General features: G+C 74.0%; 14 protein-coding genes. 6 read left to right on the top strand and 8 right to left on the bottom strand.

Going from position 1 to position 14,901, the window contains the following annotated elements; genetic code table 11:
• Nucleotides 1-849, bottom strand: coding sequence for a DeoR/GlpR family DNA-binding transcription regulator (locus tag DWV08_RS00300; protein WP_115411971.1), 849 nt, complete (start codon nt 847-849; stop codon nt 1-3).
• Nucleotides 850-946: 97 nt separating this feature from the next.
• Nucleotides 947-1,696, bottom strand: coding sequence for a GAP family protein (locus DWV08_RS00295; RefSeq protein ID WP_115411970.1), 750 nt, complete (start codon nt 1,694-1,696; stop codon nt 947-949).
• Nucleotides 1,697-1,798: 102 nt separating this feature from the next.
• Here DWV08_RS00295 and DWV08_RS00290 point away from each other — a divergent pair, with 102 nt between their 5' ends.
• From DWV08_RS00290 to DWV08_RS00280, 3 genes are all read left to right on the top strand, one after another.
• The gene (locus DWV08_RS00290; RefSeq protein ID WP_115411969.1) at nt 1,799-3,022 is read left to right on the top strand and encodes a sensor histidine kinase; all 1,224 of its coding nucleotides are present in this window, start codon (nt 1,799-1,801) and stop codon (nt 3,020-3,022) included.
• The gene (locus DWV08_RS00285; RefSeq protein WP_115411968.1) at nt 3,019-3,657 is read left to right on the top strand and encodes a response regulator; all 639 of its coding nucleotides are present in this window, start codon (nt 3,019-3,021) and stop codon (nt 3,655-3,657) included. The genes DWV08_RS00290 and DWV08_RS00285 overlap by 4 nt, the downstream gene beginning before the upstream one ends.
• A gap of 184 nt (nt 3,658-3,841) precedes the next feature.
• On the top strand, nt 3,842-5,320 hold the full coding sequence (locus tag DWV08_RS00280; protein WP_115411967.1) for a DHA2 family efflux MFS transporter permease subunit: 1,479 nt from the start codon (nt 3,842-3,844) through the stop codon (nt 5,318-5,320).
• Between the two features lie 15 nt (nt 5,321-5,335).
• Here the strand turns inward: DWV08_RS00280 and DWV08_RS00275 are convergent, their stop codons facing one another.
• From DWV08_RS00275 to DWV08_RS00255, 5 genes are all read right to left on the bottom strand, one after another.
• The gene (locus DWV08_RS00275; RefSeq protein ID WP_115411966.1) at nt 5,336-6,331 is read right to left on the bottom strand and encodes an ArsA family ATPase; all 996 of its coding nucleotides are present in this window, start codon (nt 6,329-6,331) and stop codon (nt 5,336-5,338) included.
• Nucleotides 6,322-6,633, bottom strand: coding sequence for a cory-CC-star protein (locus tag DWV08_RS00270; protein ID WP_420897518.1), 312 nt, complete (start codon nt 6,631-6,633; stop codon nt 6,322-6,324). The genes DWV08_RS00275 and DWV08_RS00270 overlap by 10 nt, the downstream gene beginning before the upstream one ends.
• Complete coding sequence (locus DWV08_RS00265) at nt 6,630-8,339, bottom strand: carbon starvation CstA family protein (RefSeq protein ID WP_115414837.1); 1,710 nt, start codon at nt 8,337-8,339, stop codon at nt 6,630-6,632. Before DWV08_RS00265 ends, DWV08_RS00270 begins: the two co-directional genes overlap by 4 nt.
• Before the next feature lie 214 nt (nt 8,340-8,553).
• On the bottom strand, nt 8,554-9,240 hold the full coding sequence (locus DWV08_RS00260; RefSeq protein WP_241237416.1) for a DUF5701 family protein: 687 nt from the start codon (nt 9,238-9,240) through the stop codon (nt 8,554-8,556).
• A 48-nt stretch (nt 9,241-9,288) separates the two neighbouring features.
• A complete protein-coding gene (locus tag DWV08_RS00255) occupies nt 9,289-10,374 on the bottom strand; it encodes a 3-deoxy-7-phosphoheptulonate synthase (RefSeq protein ID WP_115411965.1) in 1,086 nt (361 codons plus the stop codon).
• 303 nt (nt 10,375-10,677) lie between these two features.
• On the opposite strand from DWV08_RS00255, the gene DWV08_RS00250 reads away from it, so the two are divergent.
• Both DWV08_RS00250 and DWV08_RS00245 read left to right on the top strand, forming a co-directional pair.
• Nucleotides 10,678-12,621 (top strand): aconitate hydratase, encoded by a 1,944-nt coding sequence (locus tag DWV08_RS00250; RefSeq protein WP_115411964.1) that lies wholly within the window; start codon nt 10,678-10,680, stop codon nt 12,619-12,621.
• A gap of 120 nt (nt 12,622-12,741) precedes the next feature.
• A complete protein-coding gene (locus DWV08_RS00245; RefSeq protein ID WP_115411963.1) occupies nt 12,742-12,951 on the top strand; it encodes a CsbD family protein in 210 nt (69 codons plus the stop codon).
• Between the two features lie 65 nt (nt 12,952-13,016).
• Here the strand turns inward: DWV08_RS00245 and DWV08_RS00240 are convergent, their stop codons facing one another.
• Entirely contained in the window at nt 13,017-13,802 is a 786-nt protein-coding gene (locus DWV08_RS00240; RefSeq protein ID WP_115411962.1) for a hypothetical protein, read from the bottom strand.
• Between the two features lie 383 nt (nt 13,803-14,185).
• On the opposite strand from DWV08_RS00240, the gene DWV08_RS00235 reads away from it, so the two are divergent.
• The gene (locus tag DWV08_RS00235; RefSeq protein ID WP_162801457.1) at nt 14,186-14,746 is read left to right on the top strand and encodes a TetR/AcrR family transcriptional regulator; all 561 of its coding nucleotides are present in this window, start codon (nt 14,186-14,188) and stop codon (nt 14,744-14,746) included.
• Nucleotides 14,747-14,901 lie beyond the last annotated feature (155 nt).

Below are 14,901 nucleotides of genomic sequence, written 5' to 3'. Positions count from 1 at the left end.
TCAGCCGGCCCTCCCGTGCTCGGCGGGGGCCAGGTGCACCCGCACCCCGGCCTCGCGCAGCGCGGCGAGGACCTCCGGATCGGAGGACTCCTCGGTGACCAGGTCGTGGATCCCCGTGGTGGGCACGATCCTCGCGAAGGCGCCGGTGCCGATCTTCTCCGCGTCCGCGAGCACCACCACGCGGGTGGAGCGCTCGATGAGGCGGGCCGAGATCGACGCCTCCGCCTCGTCGTGGGTGCGGGCGCCGTCGACGGCGGTGAGGCCGTCCACGCCCAGAAACAGGGTGTCGATGCGGATCTGCGCCAGCAGCTGCTCCGCCCAGGAGCCCACCAGCTCGAAGCTGGCCTCCTTCACCACGCCGCCGGTCACCACCAGCTGCAGGTGCCGCCGCACCGCCAGCTCCTGGGCGATGTTGATCGCGTTGGTGACCAGGACCGTCTGCCGCGGCGCCTCACGGAAGGCGGGGTGGGCGGCGAGCTCCTGCGCCAGGGCCGTGGTGGTGGTGCCGCCGTTCAGGCCCAGCACGCTGCCGGGCTCGGCGAGCTCCACGGCGCACCGGGCGATCGCCTCCTTGGCGCCGGCGTTGCGCGCGGCCCGGTAGCGCATGGGCAGGGCGCTCGCGTCCGGATGGGCGGAGGCGCCGCCGTGGGTGCGGATCACGAGCTGCTGCTCGGCGAGGGTGTCGAGGTCGCGCCGCGCGGTGGCCGGGGAGATGCCCAGCCGCTCGATGAGATCGTCCACCCCCAGGTGGCCCTCCTCGATGATGAGGTCCAGCACGTGGTCCAGGCGGGCGCGCCGGCCGCGCACCGGCGGGGCGTGGCGGTCGGCTCCCTCGTCCGTGGGCGGCATGGTGCGGGCCCCTCCCCTCTCGGCGTGCGCGGATTGCCGGGAGTCTACCGGCCCTGTGACCACCGCGGACGGGATGCTCGGGAACCGTCCGCCCCGGTCAGGGGCCCGCGTTCCCGCCGAGCCACTCCAGCGCGGGCCCGGCGGTGTTCACCACCACCACCACGCCCACGATTCCCAGCATCCAGGAGAAGGCGCTCGGGGCGCTGCGCACCGCGCGGTCGTGGAGTCGCTCGAGGAGGCGGTCCGCCCGCGCCCCCAGCAGCGCCCGCACCCCGCACAGCACCGCGGCGGGCAGGATCATCACCGTGCAGTAGCCGGCCAGGACCAGCGCCCCGGCCCCCAGCCCCAGCCCCATCTCTGCCACCAGCCCCATAGCCGCGAGGTACGGGAGCATCGAGGCCGCCTCGATCACCCCGGCTACCAGCGCCAGCGAGACCAGCAGCGCGGGACGGCCGGAGGCGCGCCGGGCGCGGAGGGTCCAGCGCCGGGCGGAGGCCTGCGGGTCCCCTCCCCGCTTCTCGATCGCCGCCGGTTCCAGCCGGAAGGACCAGATCACCGCCAGCACGCCCAGCACGGCGAGCACCAGCATCACCGGCGGGGCACCCAGCAGGTGCCCGAAGCGTGCCAGCAGCGGCAGCAGACCGGCCAGCAGCGCCACGCCGAGCACCAGGTAGAACACCCCGATCACCAGCAGGTACAGCAGGGTGCGGCCGGCCACGCGGCGCGCCCCGCCCTCTCCCACCACCAGCAGGATCACGGGGATCACCAGCGTGCCCATCGAGGTCGAGTCCACCAGGGCCAGCAGCACCAGGCCCAGCGGGCCGGCGGCATCGGTCAGCACATCCATGACGATCATCCTTCCCGGTGCGGCGGGGCGCGGTCCTCCCCCCTTGGGAGGAACCGCGCGGGCCGCCCTCCGCGGGGATCCCCGCCCGCGTAGCCTCGGAGCATGCCCTCCGCCGTCGAGCCCGTCGAGCACGAGCCCGGACTCGGGCGCGACCTGCTGGTCGCCGCCCTGTACGCCGGGGTCGTCGTGGCGCTGCCGCTGCTGGGGCTGCAGAGCTCGGGGCTGCTGTCGGGGCGGGACGGATGGGGGCTGCCGGTCTCTCTCACCCTCCTGCTGGTCTCCTGCGCGAGCCTTCTGTGGCGGCGGCGCCGCCCGGCGGTCACGCTCGCGGTCGCCGGGCCGCTGAGCCTCGCCGAGCTGCTCGGGGGCGGGAACATCGGCGCCTATCTGCTGCTGTTCGAGGCGCTGTTCGACCCGGTGATGCACGGCAGCGCGCGCCTCGCCCGCCTCACCACGGGCCTCGCGATCACGACCGGGTCCCTCGGCATGCTCGCCGCACTGGTGGCCGGGGTGCCCGGGCCGCAGGTGCTGCTGCTGGCGATGCTCATCGTGCTCGTGCTCGCCACCCCGCTGCTGTGGGGCTGGGAGGTGCGCCACCATCGTGAGGCCCGGTTCGCGGCCGAACGCCTCGCCGGGCTCGAGCAGGAGCTCGCGGCCGTGCGCACGTCCCGCGCCGTGGAGGCGGAGCGGCGCACCATCGCCCACGACCTGCACGACGTGGTGGCGGGCCATCTCAGCGCCGTCTCGCTCCACACCGGTCTCGCCGCGAGCCTGGAGGACGCCGCGGAGCGGGAGAGCTCCCTGCGCACCGCCGGGGACTCCGCCCGGGCGGCGCTGCGGGACCTGCGCTCGATGATCGGGGTGCTCTCCAGCGAGGAGGCCGGGGCGCTGCCGCAGGCCACGCTGGACTGGCCCTCCCTCAGCGCGCGGCTGCGGGGGCGGGACCCGCAGGCCCGGGTCGAGGTCGAACCGGCGCTGAGCGACCCCGCCCAGGTGGAGCCGTCGGCGCAGGCCGCGCTGCTGCGCATCGGCGCCGAAGCGGTCACCAATGCGGTGCGCCACGGCCGGGCGCCGATGACGATGACCGCGCGGCGCGAGGAGGACGCGGCGGTGCTGACGCTCACCAACGAGCGGTCCGACGACGCCGCACCCCGCACCGGGGTGGGGCGCGGCGCCCTCGCGCACCGGGCCGCGGCGGTGGGCGGCACCGCGAGCGCCGGCCCTCTCCCCGACGACACCTCCCGGTGGCAGGTGGAGGCGCGTCTGCCGCTGTGCGCCCGCGGCGAGCACCCCTTCGCACCCGACCTCGAGGAGCCCCCCACATGAGCACTCCCCCGATCCGCGTGGTGGTCGCCGACGACCATCCCGGCGTCCTCTCCGGCCTGGTGGCCCTGCTCGACTCGGCCCCGGACATCACCGTGGTGGGCCGGGCGGCCGACGGTGCCGCGGCGGTCGAGGAGACCCGGGCGCACCGCCCCGACGTGGTGCTCACCGATGTGCGCATGCCCGGCGCGACCGGCATCGAGATCACACCGCGCCTGCGCGCGCTGGGGGCGAGCGTGCTGGTGATCTCCGGGTTCGACCTCGACGAGGCGGTGCTCGGCGCGCTCGGGGCAGGGGCCGACGGATACCTGGTGAAGTCGGAGGAGCCGCAGCGCATCCTCGCCGCCGTGCGGGACGTGCACCGGGGGGACGCGGTGCTCTCCGCCGGCGCGACCCGCACGGTCCTGGCGGCGCTGCGGGGCGCGGACGGCGCCGGATCCGGCCCCGACCCGGCGTTCACCGGGCGGGAGGAGGACGTGCTGGCGCTGGTGGCGCAGGGTCGCACCAATCAGCAGATCGCCAGCGCCCTGTTCGTGGAGGTCTCCACGGTGAAGTCCCACCTCTCCCACGCGCTGACGAAGCTGGGACTGGAGTCGCGGGTGCAGGCGGCGCTGTGGTGGCAGCGGCACCGCGGCTGAGCCGGTCTCCGGGGCGGCGCGGGGAGCGGCGTTTATCACCGTGACGGGAACGGCCTGCCGTGAAAGACTTCCACCGGTCGTGAATCGTGTTCGCGACCCCACCGGAGGGTGACCCGCCCGCTCACCGCGGCGCCCGGGTCCCGGCCCTCCGGTACGACGAGCAAGAAAGCACCCCGGCGTCGCCATGACCACGCACTCCCCCACCCCCACCGGCGAGCTCCCCGCCGTCGCCGCCCCCGACGAGACCGCCCCCTCCGTGAAGGTCGCACCGCTGATCGCGGTGCTGGTGGTCTCCGCCTTCGTGATGATCCTCAACGAGACCCTGCTGTCGGTGGCGCTGCCCACCCTGATGGCGGACCTCTCGATCACCGCGGTGACCGCGCAGTGGCTGGCCACCGGCTTCATGCTCACGATGGCGGTGGTCATCCCCACCACCGGCTTCCTCATGAAGCGTCTGGCCTCGCGCAGGGTGTTCCAGCTGGCGATGGGGCTGTTCCTGGTGGGCACCACCGCGGCGATGCTCGCGCCCTCCTTCGCGGTGCTGCTGGGCGCGCGCGTGGTCCAGGCGGCCGGCACCGCGATGGTGCTGCCCCTGCTGATGACCACGATCCTCGCCCTGGTGCCGCTGCGCTCCCGCGGCCTGGTGATGGGGCTGGTGGGCGTGGTGATCTCCGCGGCGCCGGCGCTGGGCCCGTCGATCTCCGGCTTCGTGCTCGAGCACGGCACCTGGCACCACCTGTTCGCGCTGATGCTGCCGATCATCGTGATCGCGCTGGTGATCGGGCTGCTGTTCATGCGCAACCACACCGAGCCGGAGAAGGTCTCGCTGGACGTGGTCTCCGTGGTCCTCTCCGCGCTCGGCTTCGGCGGCGCCGTGTACGCGCTGTCCTCGATCAGCCGCGTGGTCGAGGGCGAGGCGCGCCTGCTGCCGCTGCTGGCCGGCGGCATCGGCCTGGTCTCCCTGGCGGCGTTCGCGCTGCGGCAGGTGCGGCGGGTGGGCCGCGGCGACGAACCGCTGCTGGACCTGCGGCCGCTGCGGGTGCGCACCTACACCGTGTCCCTGCTGGTGATGATGCTGAGCTTCGCGACGATGCTGGGCACCGTCACCGCGCTGCCGCTGTACATGACCGGAGCGCTGGGGATGAACACCTTCGCGGTGGGGCTGACGATGCTCCCGGGCGCGGCGGCCTCCGGGCTGCTGGGCCCGCTGGTGGGCGCGCTCTACGACCGGCTGGGGCCGCGCCCGATCGTGATCCCCGGGGCGGCGCTGATGGCCGCGTCGTCCTGGCTGGCGATGGTGCTGCTGGATGGGGAGGCGAGCCAGGGCCTGGTGATCGCGCTGAACGTGCCGCTGGGCCTCGGCATGGCGATGGTGATGACCCCGCTGATGGCGCTCTCGCTCGGCGCGCTGCCGCGGGCGCAGTACGGCCACGGCTCGGCGATCCTCAACACCCTCCAACAGCTCGCCGCCGCGCTCGGCACGGCGGTGTTCATCGCGCTGCTCACGCTCGGTGCGGCCGTGGCCGCCCAGGGCGGTGCCTCCGGGCCGATCGCCCAGGCCGCCGGCGCCTCGTGGGCCTTCTCGGCCGGCGGGGTCATGACCTCGATCGCGGTGGTGCTGGCGTGCACGCTGCGGCCGTCGCGGGAGCCGGCGCAGGGCTGAGCGCTCCCGCGCCGGTCACAGCAGCGCGGCGAATCGCTCCAGCGCGGCGGGGCCGACGACGTCCTCCTCGCCGAGCGGGACCTCCTGCAGCGGCACGGCCGGCAGCGCCTCGCGGAGGGTGCCCAGATGCTCCGCCTCCACCGCGTGGCGGCGGGCGAGGAAGTCGCCACGATCCGCGGGCGAGCGCTTGTTGACCACCAGGGCGCCGACGTCCACGCCGGTGCGGGTGAGCTCCTCGTGCAGGGCGATGGTCTCCAGCACCGGCAGCCGCTCCGCGGCGAGCACGATCGCGAAGGAGCAGATCTCGGCGTCGGTGAGCACCGCGCGCAGCCCCGCGAGCCGGTCGCGGCGGCGCAGCAGGATCGCGCGGATCTCCTCATCGCGCTCCTCGAGCGGATCGCGCGGGGCGCTGGAGCCGAGGATCCTGTCGCCGTGGTCCCCGTCGAGCCCGCGCCGGGCCGCGCCGAGCCGGCGCGAGCGCTCCCGCCGCTGCAGCAGCCCGTCGGTCCAGGCGGTCATCAGCTCCGGCAGCGCCATCATCCGGGCGGTGTGCCCGGAGGGGGCGGTGTCGAAGACCAGCAGGTCGTGCTCCTCCCTCCCCTGCTCCACCAGCTCCGTGATCCGCTCCAGCAGCGCCGCCTCGTGGGTGCCCGGGGAGCGGCGGGAGAGCTCCATGTGCCGGTCCACCTCGCCCGCGAGGTGCGCGGGCATGAGGCGCCGCAGGGAGCGGCCCACGTCGCGCAGGTGCTGATCGGTGGTGGCGTCGGGGTCGATCTCCAGCCCGCGCAGCACGCCCCCGTCGGCCCCGGCATCCAGGGTGGTGGGGCGGTCGCCGATCCGGCGGTCCCACAGGTGGCCCAGGTTGTGGGCCGGGTCGGTGGAGACCACCAGCACGCGCCGTCCCGCCCGGGCGGCGGCGAGCGCGCCGGCGGAGGCGAGGGTGGTCTTGCCGACCCCGCCCTTCCCGCCCAGGAACAGCACGCGGCGCTCCGCGGCGAGCCTCAGCAGCATCGGTACTCCTCCAGCGGGGACCGCTCCATGCCCATGCGCCGGTGCCACTCGTGGAAGCCGTCGTACAGCACCGGCAGCAGCTCGGCGGTGTAGTAAGAGGCGGGGTTGGGCACGCCCAGCATCTCGCTCATCACCAGCATCCGGAACAGATCGTCCTCGTCGCGCTGGGCCTTCGCGAAGGTGCGCCGGTAGGGGCCGACGTAGAACTCGTGCAGTCCCTCGGCGAGGGCGCGCCAGCGGGTGCGCAGCGCGCCGGCCGCCCTGCGCACCGCCGCGGCCCGCGCACCCGCCGCGCCGCTCACTCCCGGCCGCCTCCCCCGGTGCCGACCTGCGCGGGCTCGTCCTCGTCGAGGTCGGGCTCCGCGGTGCGGGCGCGTCGCAGGGCCACGGCCGCCTCGACGATCACCCACAGCGCGGCGACCAGGATGATCACGTCCAGCACCAGCAGCAGCCAGTTGCCGTCCCGGTAGAACCCGCCCAGCTGGATCAGCAGCGCGTACACGCTCACGAACAGCACGAACACCAGCGGCACCAGGGCCGGCAGCACCGGGCGGCGCCGGCGCACCAGCATCACCGCCAGGATCGACAGGGTGAGCCCCGCGAGGATCTGGTTGGTGGTGCCGAACAGCGGCCAGATCAGCATGCCGCCAGAGCCGTCGGCCCCGGCGCTGAAGGTCAGGCCCAGGCACACCACCAGCACGATCGCCGTGGCCACGACGGTGCCGAGCTTCACGCCCACCAGGTCGCCGATCTCCTGCACCACGAAGCGCTGCAGGCGCACGCCGGTGTCCATCGTGGTGGCCGCGAAGAGCACCGCCATGGTCGCCAGGATGGTCGAGGAGAGCGAGGTGGGCAGGCCCAGACCGGCGTTGAGGATCGCGCCGCCGCCGTCGACGAACGCCCCCACACCGCCCTGGCCGAAGGCGCTGTAGACCTCCTCCCAATCCGCCAGGGTGCGGAACCCGGCGGTGGTGGCGATGATCGCGCCGAGCGCCAGCAGGCCCTCGCCCACCGCGCCGAAGTAGCCCACGAAGCGGGCGTCGGTCTCCTTGTCCAGCTGCTTGGCGGAGGTGCCGGAGGAGACGATGCCGTGGAACCCGGAGATCGCGCCGCAGGCGATGGTGACGAACAGCAGCGGCATCAGCCCCGGGGTGCCCTCGGGGACGTTCGCGTTGACGGCCGGGGCCACGATGCTGGGGCCGAACAGCAGCACCGAGCCGTACAGCAGGCCCAGCCCGATGAACAGCTGCAGGCCGTTGATGTAGTCGCGGGGCTGCAGCAGCACCCACACCGGCAGCGTGGAGGCCACGGCGGCGTAGAGGAACAGCACCACGATCCAGAACGAGGTGGCGGAGAGCCCCAGCACCGTCTCCGGCAGCACCACGGGGAACCGGTCGCCCAGCAGGATCAGGCCGTACAGGGCGGCCACGCCGATCATGGAGACCACCGGCAGGCTCCACTTCAGGCGGTAGATCGCCTGGCCGATCAGCACCGCGACCACCAGCGCGCCCCAGGTGGGCAGCACGGCGGTGGGGGTGGAGACCAGCAGCCCCGCGATCACCACGGCGAAGGCGGCGTTGACCATGAGCAGCAGCAGGAAGATGACCACCAGGAACAGCCGGCTGCCGCGGGCGCCGATGTAGCGGGCCGAGAGCGTACCGATGGACTGGCCGCGGTGGCGCACCGAGGCCCACAGTGCGCCCAGATCGTGCATCCCGGCGAAGAACACGGTGCCGAGGGTGACCCACAGGAAGGCGGGCAGCCAGCCCCAGATCACCGCGATCGCGGGGCCCACGATCGGCGCGGCGCCCGCCACGGAAGTGAAGTGGTGTCCCCACAGGATGAACTTGTTGGTGGGGACGAAGTCCACCCCGTCCTGGAGCTCGTGGGCGGGGGTGCGGAAGGAGGCGCTGAGGCGGTACACGCGCCGCCCCAGGAAGCGGGAGTAGAGCAGGTAGCCGGCGATCATCATCGCCACGCCGATCCCTGCGAGGATCAGGGAGTTCATCGGATCGTCCTTCGGGCCGGGGATGCGCCGCGAGGCGGTCACCACGGGCCGTGGCGCGGCCGTCGTCGGTCGCGTCCGCGGCGCCGTCGCGCGCGGTCGGGGTCACCGTAGCGGACGGGAGGGATTCTCGGGAGCGGTTCTCGGGCCGTGGGCGCTCAGAAGGTGCGGGTGAGGCGGGCACGCCAGGCCCGCCCCGCGCCCCGCCTGAGCGCGCTCAGCCCTCGGCGCGTCCGCCCGCCGAGGCGATGCCGAGCCATGTGTGGCGGTTGTTCCACCAGCACCAGCCGAGCTTCGGCGCGTCCTTCCTCTCCGTGCCGTCGCGGCCCGTGCCGCCCGAGATCCACAGCGCGGGCGTGCGGGAGTCGAGGCGGCCGCTCGCCGTCCGGGTCCTGGAGCCGATCGTCATGAAGCAGTGGTTCCGCTCGAGGACCTCCGGGACCTGCAGCACCCAGAGCAGGCCCTCGGTGAGCAGCAGCGGGCTGCGACCCGCGGCGGTGATCGCCGTGAGCGCCTCGGCCGGGGAGGCATTCTCGTGCTCGTCGCCGCGGTCCGGGGCGACGACGAGGTAGAGCGGGCAGTCGGACAGGTCGACGCCGGTGGGCGCGAAGGCGTCGACGTCCGTCATGTCCTCGACCACGAAGCCGGGCTTCTCCCCGCGGCGCATGAGCGGGGCGAGGGCCGACGGCCGCGCGAGCGCGGGATCGACCGCGAGCAGCGCGTCGGTGCGGTCGGCGCCGGCGCGGACGGCGGCCTCACGCAGCGCCTCGGCGGGGAGCCCGGCGAGGGTGTGGATCTCGAGAGCGATGAGGCGCTCGGCCTGGGCGGCGAGCGAGGGCAGGGCGACTGTCGCGGTGATGACGGCTCCTCGGGACGGGGTCGGTGCACGGGGGCGGCGGGCCATGTCCCAACGCCGCGCGCCGAGGATCTGTTCCCACCGCCCTGATGGCGCTCACCCGGCCCGGCGGCGGCGGGCGCCCGCGGCGAGCTCGCGCAGCGCCTCCTCCGTGCTCTCCCAGCTCATGCAGGCGTCGGTCACGGAGCGGCCGCGGACCAGGCCGGCGGGGCCGACCGCGGGGTCCAGCGACTGGGCGCCGGGCAGCAGGTTGCTCTCGAGCATGATCCCGGCGATCGCCGCGCCGTCACCGGCGACCTGCGCGGCGAGCAGGGAGGCGACCTCGCGCTGGCGCTCGTGGTCCTTGCCGCTGTTGGCGTGCGAGGCGTCCACCACCAGGCGGGCCGGCAGCCCGGCCGCCTCGAGCCGGGCGGCCGCCTCCTGCACCGGGGCGGGGCCGAAGTTCGGCCCGCCGGCCCCGCCGCGCAGGATGAGGGAGAGGTCCGGGTTGCCGGTGGTGGCCACCAGCGCCGCCCGCCCGTCGGCGTCGATGCCCAGGAAGGACTGCGGGGCGGAGGCCGCGGCGATCGCGTCCAGCGCCACCTGGATCCCGCCGTCGGTGCCGTTCTTGAACCCGAGCGGCATCGACAGCCCGGAGGCGAGCTGGCGGTGGATCTGCGACTCGGTGGTGCGGGCGCCGATCGCGCCCCAGCTGATCAGGTCCGCGATGTACTGGGGGCTGATCGGCTCGAGGAACTCGGTGGCGCAGGGCAGGCCCAGCGCGGTCACCTCGCGGAGGAACGCACGGGCGGTGCGCAGGCCGGCGGCGATGTCGTGGGAGCCGTCCAGGTGCGGGTCGTTGATCAGGCCCTTCCAGCCCACGGTGGTGCGCGGCTTCTCGAAGTAGGTGCGCATCACCAGCAGCAGGTCGTCCTGCACCTCGGCGCGCAGCGCGGCGAGGCGGCGGGCGTAGTCGACCCCCGCCTCCGGGTCGTGGATCGAGCAGGGGCCCACCACCACGAGAAGCCGCTCGTCGGCGCCGGTGAGCACGTCGCGGATCTGCTCGCGGTGTGCGGCGACCTGGGCGGCGAGCGCCGGGTCGAGGGGCTGCTCGGCCCGCAGCGCGGCGGGGGCGGGAAGGGCGGTGAAGCGCGCGACGTGGCGGTCGTCGGCCGGGGCGGGGGCGGTGGCGAGAAGAGTCATGGGTCCTTACCTGGGTGAGGGCGGACCCGCTGCACAGAGCCCGCCGGGAATGGCGACGGGCAGAGCATCTGCTCTGCCCGTGTCGGCTCTGGAGAGGTGGTGGCGCTATACGGCGGCCGGCCCCTCCGGAGCCGACATCGCATAGACCTGCCAACGCTTCTGCATGCGGCAGAGAGTACACGGTCCCGTCGACGCCCGGGCGCGACCGCCCGGGGGCGGACACCGGCGCGGCGCTCGCGTACGGTGGGGGGAGGTCCGCCGACGGGCCTCGCCGGCGGTCCACCCCGTGAGGAGGACAGCCCCATGCCGCACACCGTCGCCCAGAAGCTGCTCGCCGCCCATCTCGTGGAGGGCGAGCTCGAGCCCGGCGCCGAGATCGGGCTGCAGGTGGACCAGACCCTCACCCAGGACGCCACCGGCACGATGGTGATGCTGGAGCTGGAGGCGATGGGCCTGGACCGCGTGCGCACCGAGCTGTCGGTGCAGTACGTGGACCACAACCTGCTGCAGACCGACGAGAAGAACCCCGACGACCACCTGTTCCTGCGCTCGGCGGCCCAACGGTTCGGGCTGTGGTTCTCGCAGGCCGGCAACGGGGTGTCCCATCCCGTGCACCAGGCCCACTTCGGCCGGCCCGGGGCGCTGCTGATCGGCTCGGACTCGCACACCTGCGCGGCCGGGGCGCTGGGGATGCTGGCGATCGGCGTGGGCGGGCTGGAGATCGCGATGGCGATGGCCGGGCAGCCGCTGTACGTCACGGTGCCGGAGATCTGGGGCGTGGAGCTCACCGGCGAGCTGCCGGACTGGGTGAGCGCGAAGGACGTGGTGCTGGAGATGCTGCGCCGCCACGGCGTGAGCGGCGGCGTGGGCCGCATCATCGAGTACCACGGCGAGGGGCTCGCGCAGCTCAGCGCGATGGACCGCCACGTCATCGCGAACATGGGCGCGGAGCTGGGAGCGACCGCGACCGTGTTCCCGGCCGACGACGCCGCCCGCCGCTACCTCGAATCGGTGGGCCGGGCCGAGCAGTTCGAGCGCTGGGAGGCCGACGACGGCGCCCGCTACGACCTCGCCGAGCAGATCGACCTCTCGCAGCTGGAGCCGCTGATCGCCCGGCCCTCCTCCCCCGGGAACGTGGTGCCGGTGGCGGAGGCGGCCGGGGAGGAGGTCTCCCAGGTGGTGATCGGATCCTCGGCGAACCCGGGCCTGCGCGACGCCGCCGTGGTGGCCGAGATCCTCGCGGGCCGCCGGGCCGTCGCCGGGGTGTCGGTGGATATCAACCCCTCCTCCCGCGAGGTGCTCGCGGACCTCATCACCGGCGGCTGGCTCACCTCCCTGGTGGGGGCGGGCGCGCGGATCCACCAGTCCGGGTGCATGGGCTGCATTGGGATGGGGCAGGCCCCCGCCACGGGACGCAACTCCCTGCGCACCATGCCGCGCAACTTCCCCGGTCGCTCCGGCACCGAGGAGGACGCGGTGTGGCTGTGCTCCCCCGAGACCGCCGCCGCCTCGGCGCTGACCGGCGTGATCACCGATCCGCGCACCCTCGAGGACAGCCACGGCCTCGCCTGCCCGCGGCCCGTGCTGCCGGAGTTCGCCGCCCGGCTCTCCGACATGCTCGAGCCCCCGCTGGCGCCGGAGGAGGCCGCCGCGGTGGAGCTGGTGAAGGGCCCCAATATCTCCACCCTGCCGGAGTTCACCCCGATCGAGGACTCCCTGCAGGTGCCGGCGCTGCTGGTGATGGGCGACGACGTCTCCACCGACGAGATCATGCCGGCCGGCTCCCGGGTGCTGCCCTTCCGCAGCAACATCCCGAGGATCGCCGAGTTCTCCTTCACCCGGATCGACGAGAGCTACCCCGAACGGGCCCGGGAGGCGGCCTCCGGCCACGTGGTGATCGCCGGGAAGAACTACGGCCAGGGCTCCTCCCGCGAGCACGCCGTGATCGCGCCGCGCCACCTGGGCCTGCGCGCCGTGATCGCCGAGAGCTTCGCCCGCATCCACTGGCAGAACCTCGCGAACTTCGGGATCCTCGCCCTCCAGTTCGACGACCCCGCGGACCGCGACGGGATCGAGACGGACGACGAGGTGGTGCTCGAGGGCCTCCACGAGGCGCTGCGCGCCGGCAGCTCGCTGACGGCCCGGATCGGCGGGCGCGAGGTGGCCCTGCACCACACGCTCTCGCCGCGCCAGGTGGACATGGTGCTCGCCGGCGGGCGGATCCCGCTCACCGCGCAGCAGGTGTGAGCGCGGGGCGGAGGCGGTGAGGCGTTGCCCGACCGGGAGGTCGGGCCCGGCGGGCACGGGCGACCTACACTCGCCCCACCGCACGGCACCCGTGCGGGGACTCGACACGGGAGGTGCGCCATGAGCGCCGACGAGAAGTTCGAGAACGCGAAGGATTCGCTGAGCGGCAAGGCCAAGGAGGGCCTGGGCAAGGCCACCGGCGACACGGAGACCGAGGCCGAGGGCCGGGCCCAGCAGGGCAAGGCCGCCGCGAAGGACGCGCTGCAGGACGCCCGCGACACCGTGAAGGGGGCGGCGAAGGGCCTGCGCGGGGACGAGTCCACGGGCTGATCGATACGCATGCACGACGGCGGCTCCCTGCGGGGGGTCGCCGTCGTGCTGTGCGGGCGGGAGGGTCAGTCCAGCTCCTGGCTCATCTCCAGCGCGGCGAAGGCCTCCACGAGGACCTCGGGGGTGCCGCGGTAGCGGATGTCCTCTCCGCCCGGGCTGGTCTCGCGCTGCAGCAGCCCGTAGGCGGCGAGGGTGGCGAGGTCGTGCTCGGTCTGCCAGTACCGGGAGATCTCGTCCATGTCCGGGTCGCCGGCGAGGTCGTCGGGCACCAGGCCTCGCTCGAGCGCGACGCTGATCGTGGCCGGGAGCAGCAGCCCGCCCGGCACGACGGTGCACAGCATGGCGGTGAACGTCTCGGTCCCGCCGAACAGGCCGCCCTCCTCGGGGCCCTGCCGCAGGCCCTCGAGGACCAGCAGCACCAGCAGCGCGCGGGCGAAGCGCACGAATCCGGCCGGGTCCCCGGCCTCGTCGGCCACGGGCATCATCCCCTCGCCGGGCACGATCCGCTCCCCGTCCCTGCTCAGCCAACGCCCCGCCACGAGCGCGTTCCAGGGGCCGACGTGCTCGTCGAGCACGTCCACCTCGCCCGCCTCCCGGCCCTCGCCGACGTGGGCGAGCAGCTCCACCGCGCCGCGCACGACGGGGATCTGCGCGAGCGTCGCGGCGGCACCGACCGGGTCCGCGTCGACGTCGACCGCGCTCGCCAGGTCATCGGGCCGCGGCCCGTCCTCCGGCAGGAACCAGGGAGCGCCGGACTGCTCCGGAGCCAGTGAGGCGGCGTCCTCGGCAGGGGGCGGCGCGGCGGAGAACACGACGGACAGGTCGCCCGGGGCGGGCTGTGGATCAGACATGGCTCCATGATGACCTCGCGCCGCGCAGATCTCGATCTCGCGGCCGTCCACGGCGGCGGGCTCGACCCGATCGCTGATGATTCAGCGCCGGGGCGAAGTTCGAGGTGGAACACCGCAGACCGCACCGCGCCCTCGTCGACCGCGAGCGTCACGGGGCGAAGCCCCTCGCACACGGCAAGCGCGCGGACCGCCATGCCCCGGAACTCTGCTTTGGTGGAAGTGCAGAGGTGGCCGGTCGTGGGGCCGAGGGCGGTGGGGCGTGGCGCGCGGTGTCCCCCGCCCCTCGGCTGCGCGAGGGCCGCCCGTGCCAAGATGCAGGGATGGCGACAGCAGGCACGGCCCGTGGGCCCTACAGAACGGGTCGCGCGACCCGGAAGCAGATCGTGGACGAGGCCGTGAGGGTGTTCGGCTCCTCTGGCTACAACGGCGGATCGCTGCGCTCGATCGCGGAGCGGGTGGGGGTCTCTCCCGGGACGATCAATCGCCATTTCGCAAGCAAGGAGGACCTCCTGAACGCGGTTCTCGAGCGATGGTCGGAGGATGTCGCCACCGCCATCGACGAGTCCTCCCAGGTGGGGATCTCCGTCCTGCACGCGCTCCGTGCAGGGATGGCGTACCACGAGGAGCACCCTCACCTCCTGAGCCTTTTCCTGCTGACCGCCACCGAGGCCGGGGCGGGGGATCACCCGGGACGGCCGTTCATGCGCACCCGCTACTCGGACCTCCTCGGGCGCTACGAGGAGAGCCTCCGCCGTGCCGTCCAGGACGGGGAGATCGCACCGTTGGACGAGGCGTCCATCGCCTTCGAGGCACGGGCGATCGTCGCCTTCGCGGACGGCATCGAGATCCAGTACCTGCTCGCTCCCGACTTCTCGCTCGTCGGCGCCTTCGACGACTACTGGGAGCGCTGTCTCCAGCGCTGGGGTGCCCGCCACACCGCCTGACCTGCACTTTCCTCCTGCAGCCCTCGACGTCCGCGTCGAGGGCTGCAGTGCGTCCGGGCAGCGCCGTGACTTGACCGTGACATCGCGAGCCCTTGACGGCCCAGGGGCCGCCTCCATAACGTTCACGAACACGGAACACATGTGCCGCTTTCGTG

The organism is Brachybacterium saurashtrense (assembly GCF_003355475.1).
In the GTDB taxonomy this organism is placed as follows: domain Bacteria; phylum Actinomycetota; class Actinomycetes; order Actinomycetales; family Dermabacteraceae; genus Brachybacterium; species Brachybacterium saurashtrense.
Note: the sequence above shows the minus strand (reverse complement) of the source record. Positions and strands in the feature narration are given on the sequence as shown.

Bases quoted from the DNA above. Each gene is read 5' to 3' on its own strand.
- DWV08_RS00280 (WP_115411967.1), top strand. From the start codon at position 3,842: ATGACCACGCACTCCCCCACCCCCACCGGCGAGCTCCCCGCCGTCGCC.
- DWV08_RS00290 (WP_115411969.1), top strand. From the start codon at position 1,799: ATGCCCTCCGCCGTCGAGCCCGTCGAGCACGAGCCCGGACTCGGGCGC.
- DWV08_RS00245 (WP_115411963.1), top strand. From the start codon at position 12,742: ATGAGCGCCGACGAGAAGTTCGAGAACGCGAAGGATTCGCTGAGCGGC.
- DWV08_RS00255 (WP_115411965.1), bottom strand. From the start codon at position 10,374: ATGACTCTTCTCGCCACCGCCCCCGCCCCGGCCGACGACCGCCACGTC.
- DWV08_RS00285 (WP_115411968.1), top strand. From the start codon at position 3,019: ATGAGCACTCCCCCGATCCGCGTGGTGGTCGCCGACGACCATCCCGGC.
- DWV08_RS00240 (WP_115411962.1), bottom strand. From the start codon at position 13,802: ATGTCTGATCCACAGCCCGCCCCGGGCGACCTGTCCGTCGTGTTCTCC.
- DWV08_RS00250 (WP_115411964.1), top strand. From the start codon at position 10,678: ATGCCGCACACCGTCGCCCAGAAGCTGCTCGCCGCCCATCTCGTGGAG.
- DWV08_RS00295 (WP_115411970.1), bottom strand. From the start codon at position 1,696: ATGGATGTGCTGACCGATGCCGCCGGCCCGCTGGGCCTGGTGCTGCTG.
- DWV08_RS00265 (WP_115414837.1), bottom strand. From the start codon at position 8,339: ATGAACTCCCTGATCCTCGCAGGGATCGGCGTGGCGATGATGATCGCC.
- DWV08_RS00260 (WP_241237416.1), bottom strand. From the start codon at position 9,240: ATGGCCCGCCGCCCCCGTGCACCGACCCCGTCCCGAGGAGCCGTCATC.
- DWV08_RS00275 (WP_115411966.1), bottom strand. From the start codon at position 6,331: ATGCTGCTGAGGCTCGCCGCGGAGCGCCGCGTGCTGTTCCTGGGCGGG.
- DWV08_RS00300 (WP_115411971.1), bottom strand. From the start codon at position 849: ATGCCGCCCACGGACGAGGGAGCCGACCGCCACGCCCCGCCGGTGCGC.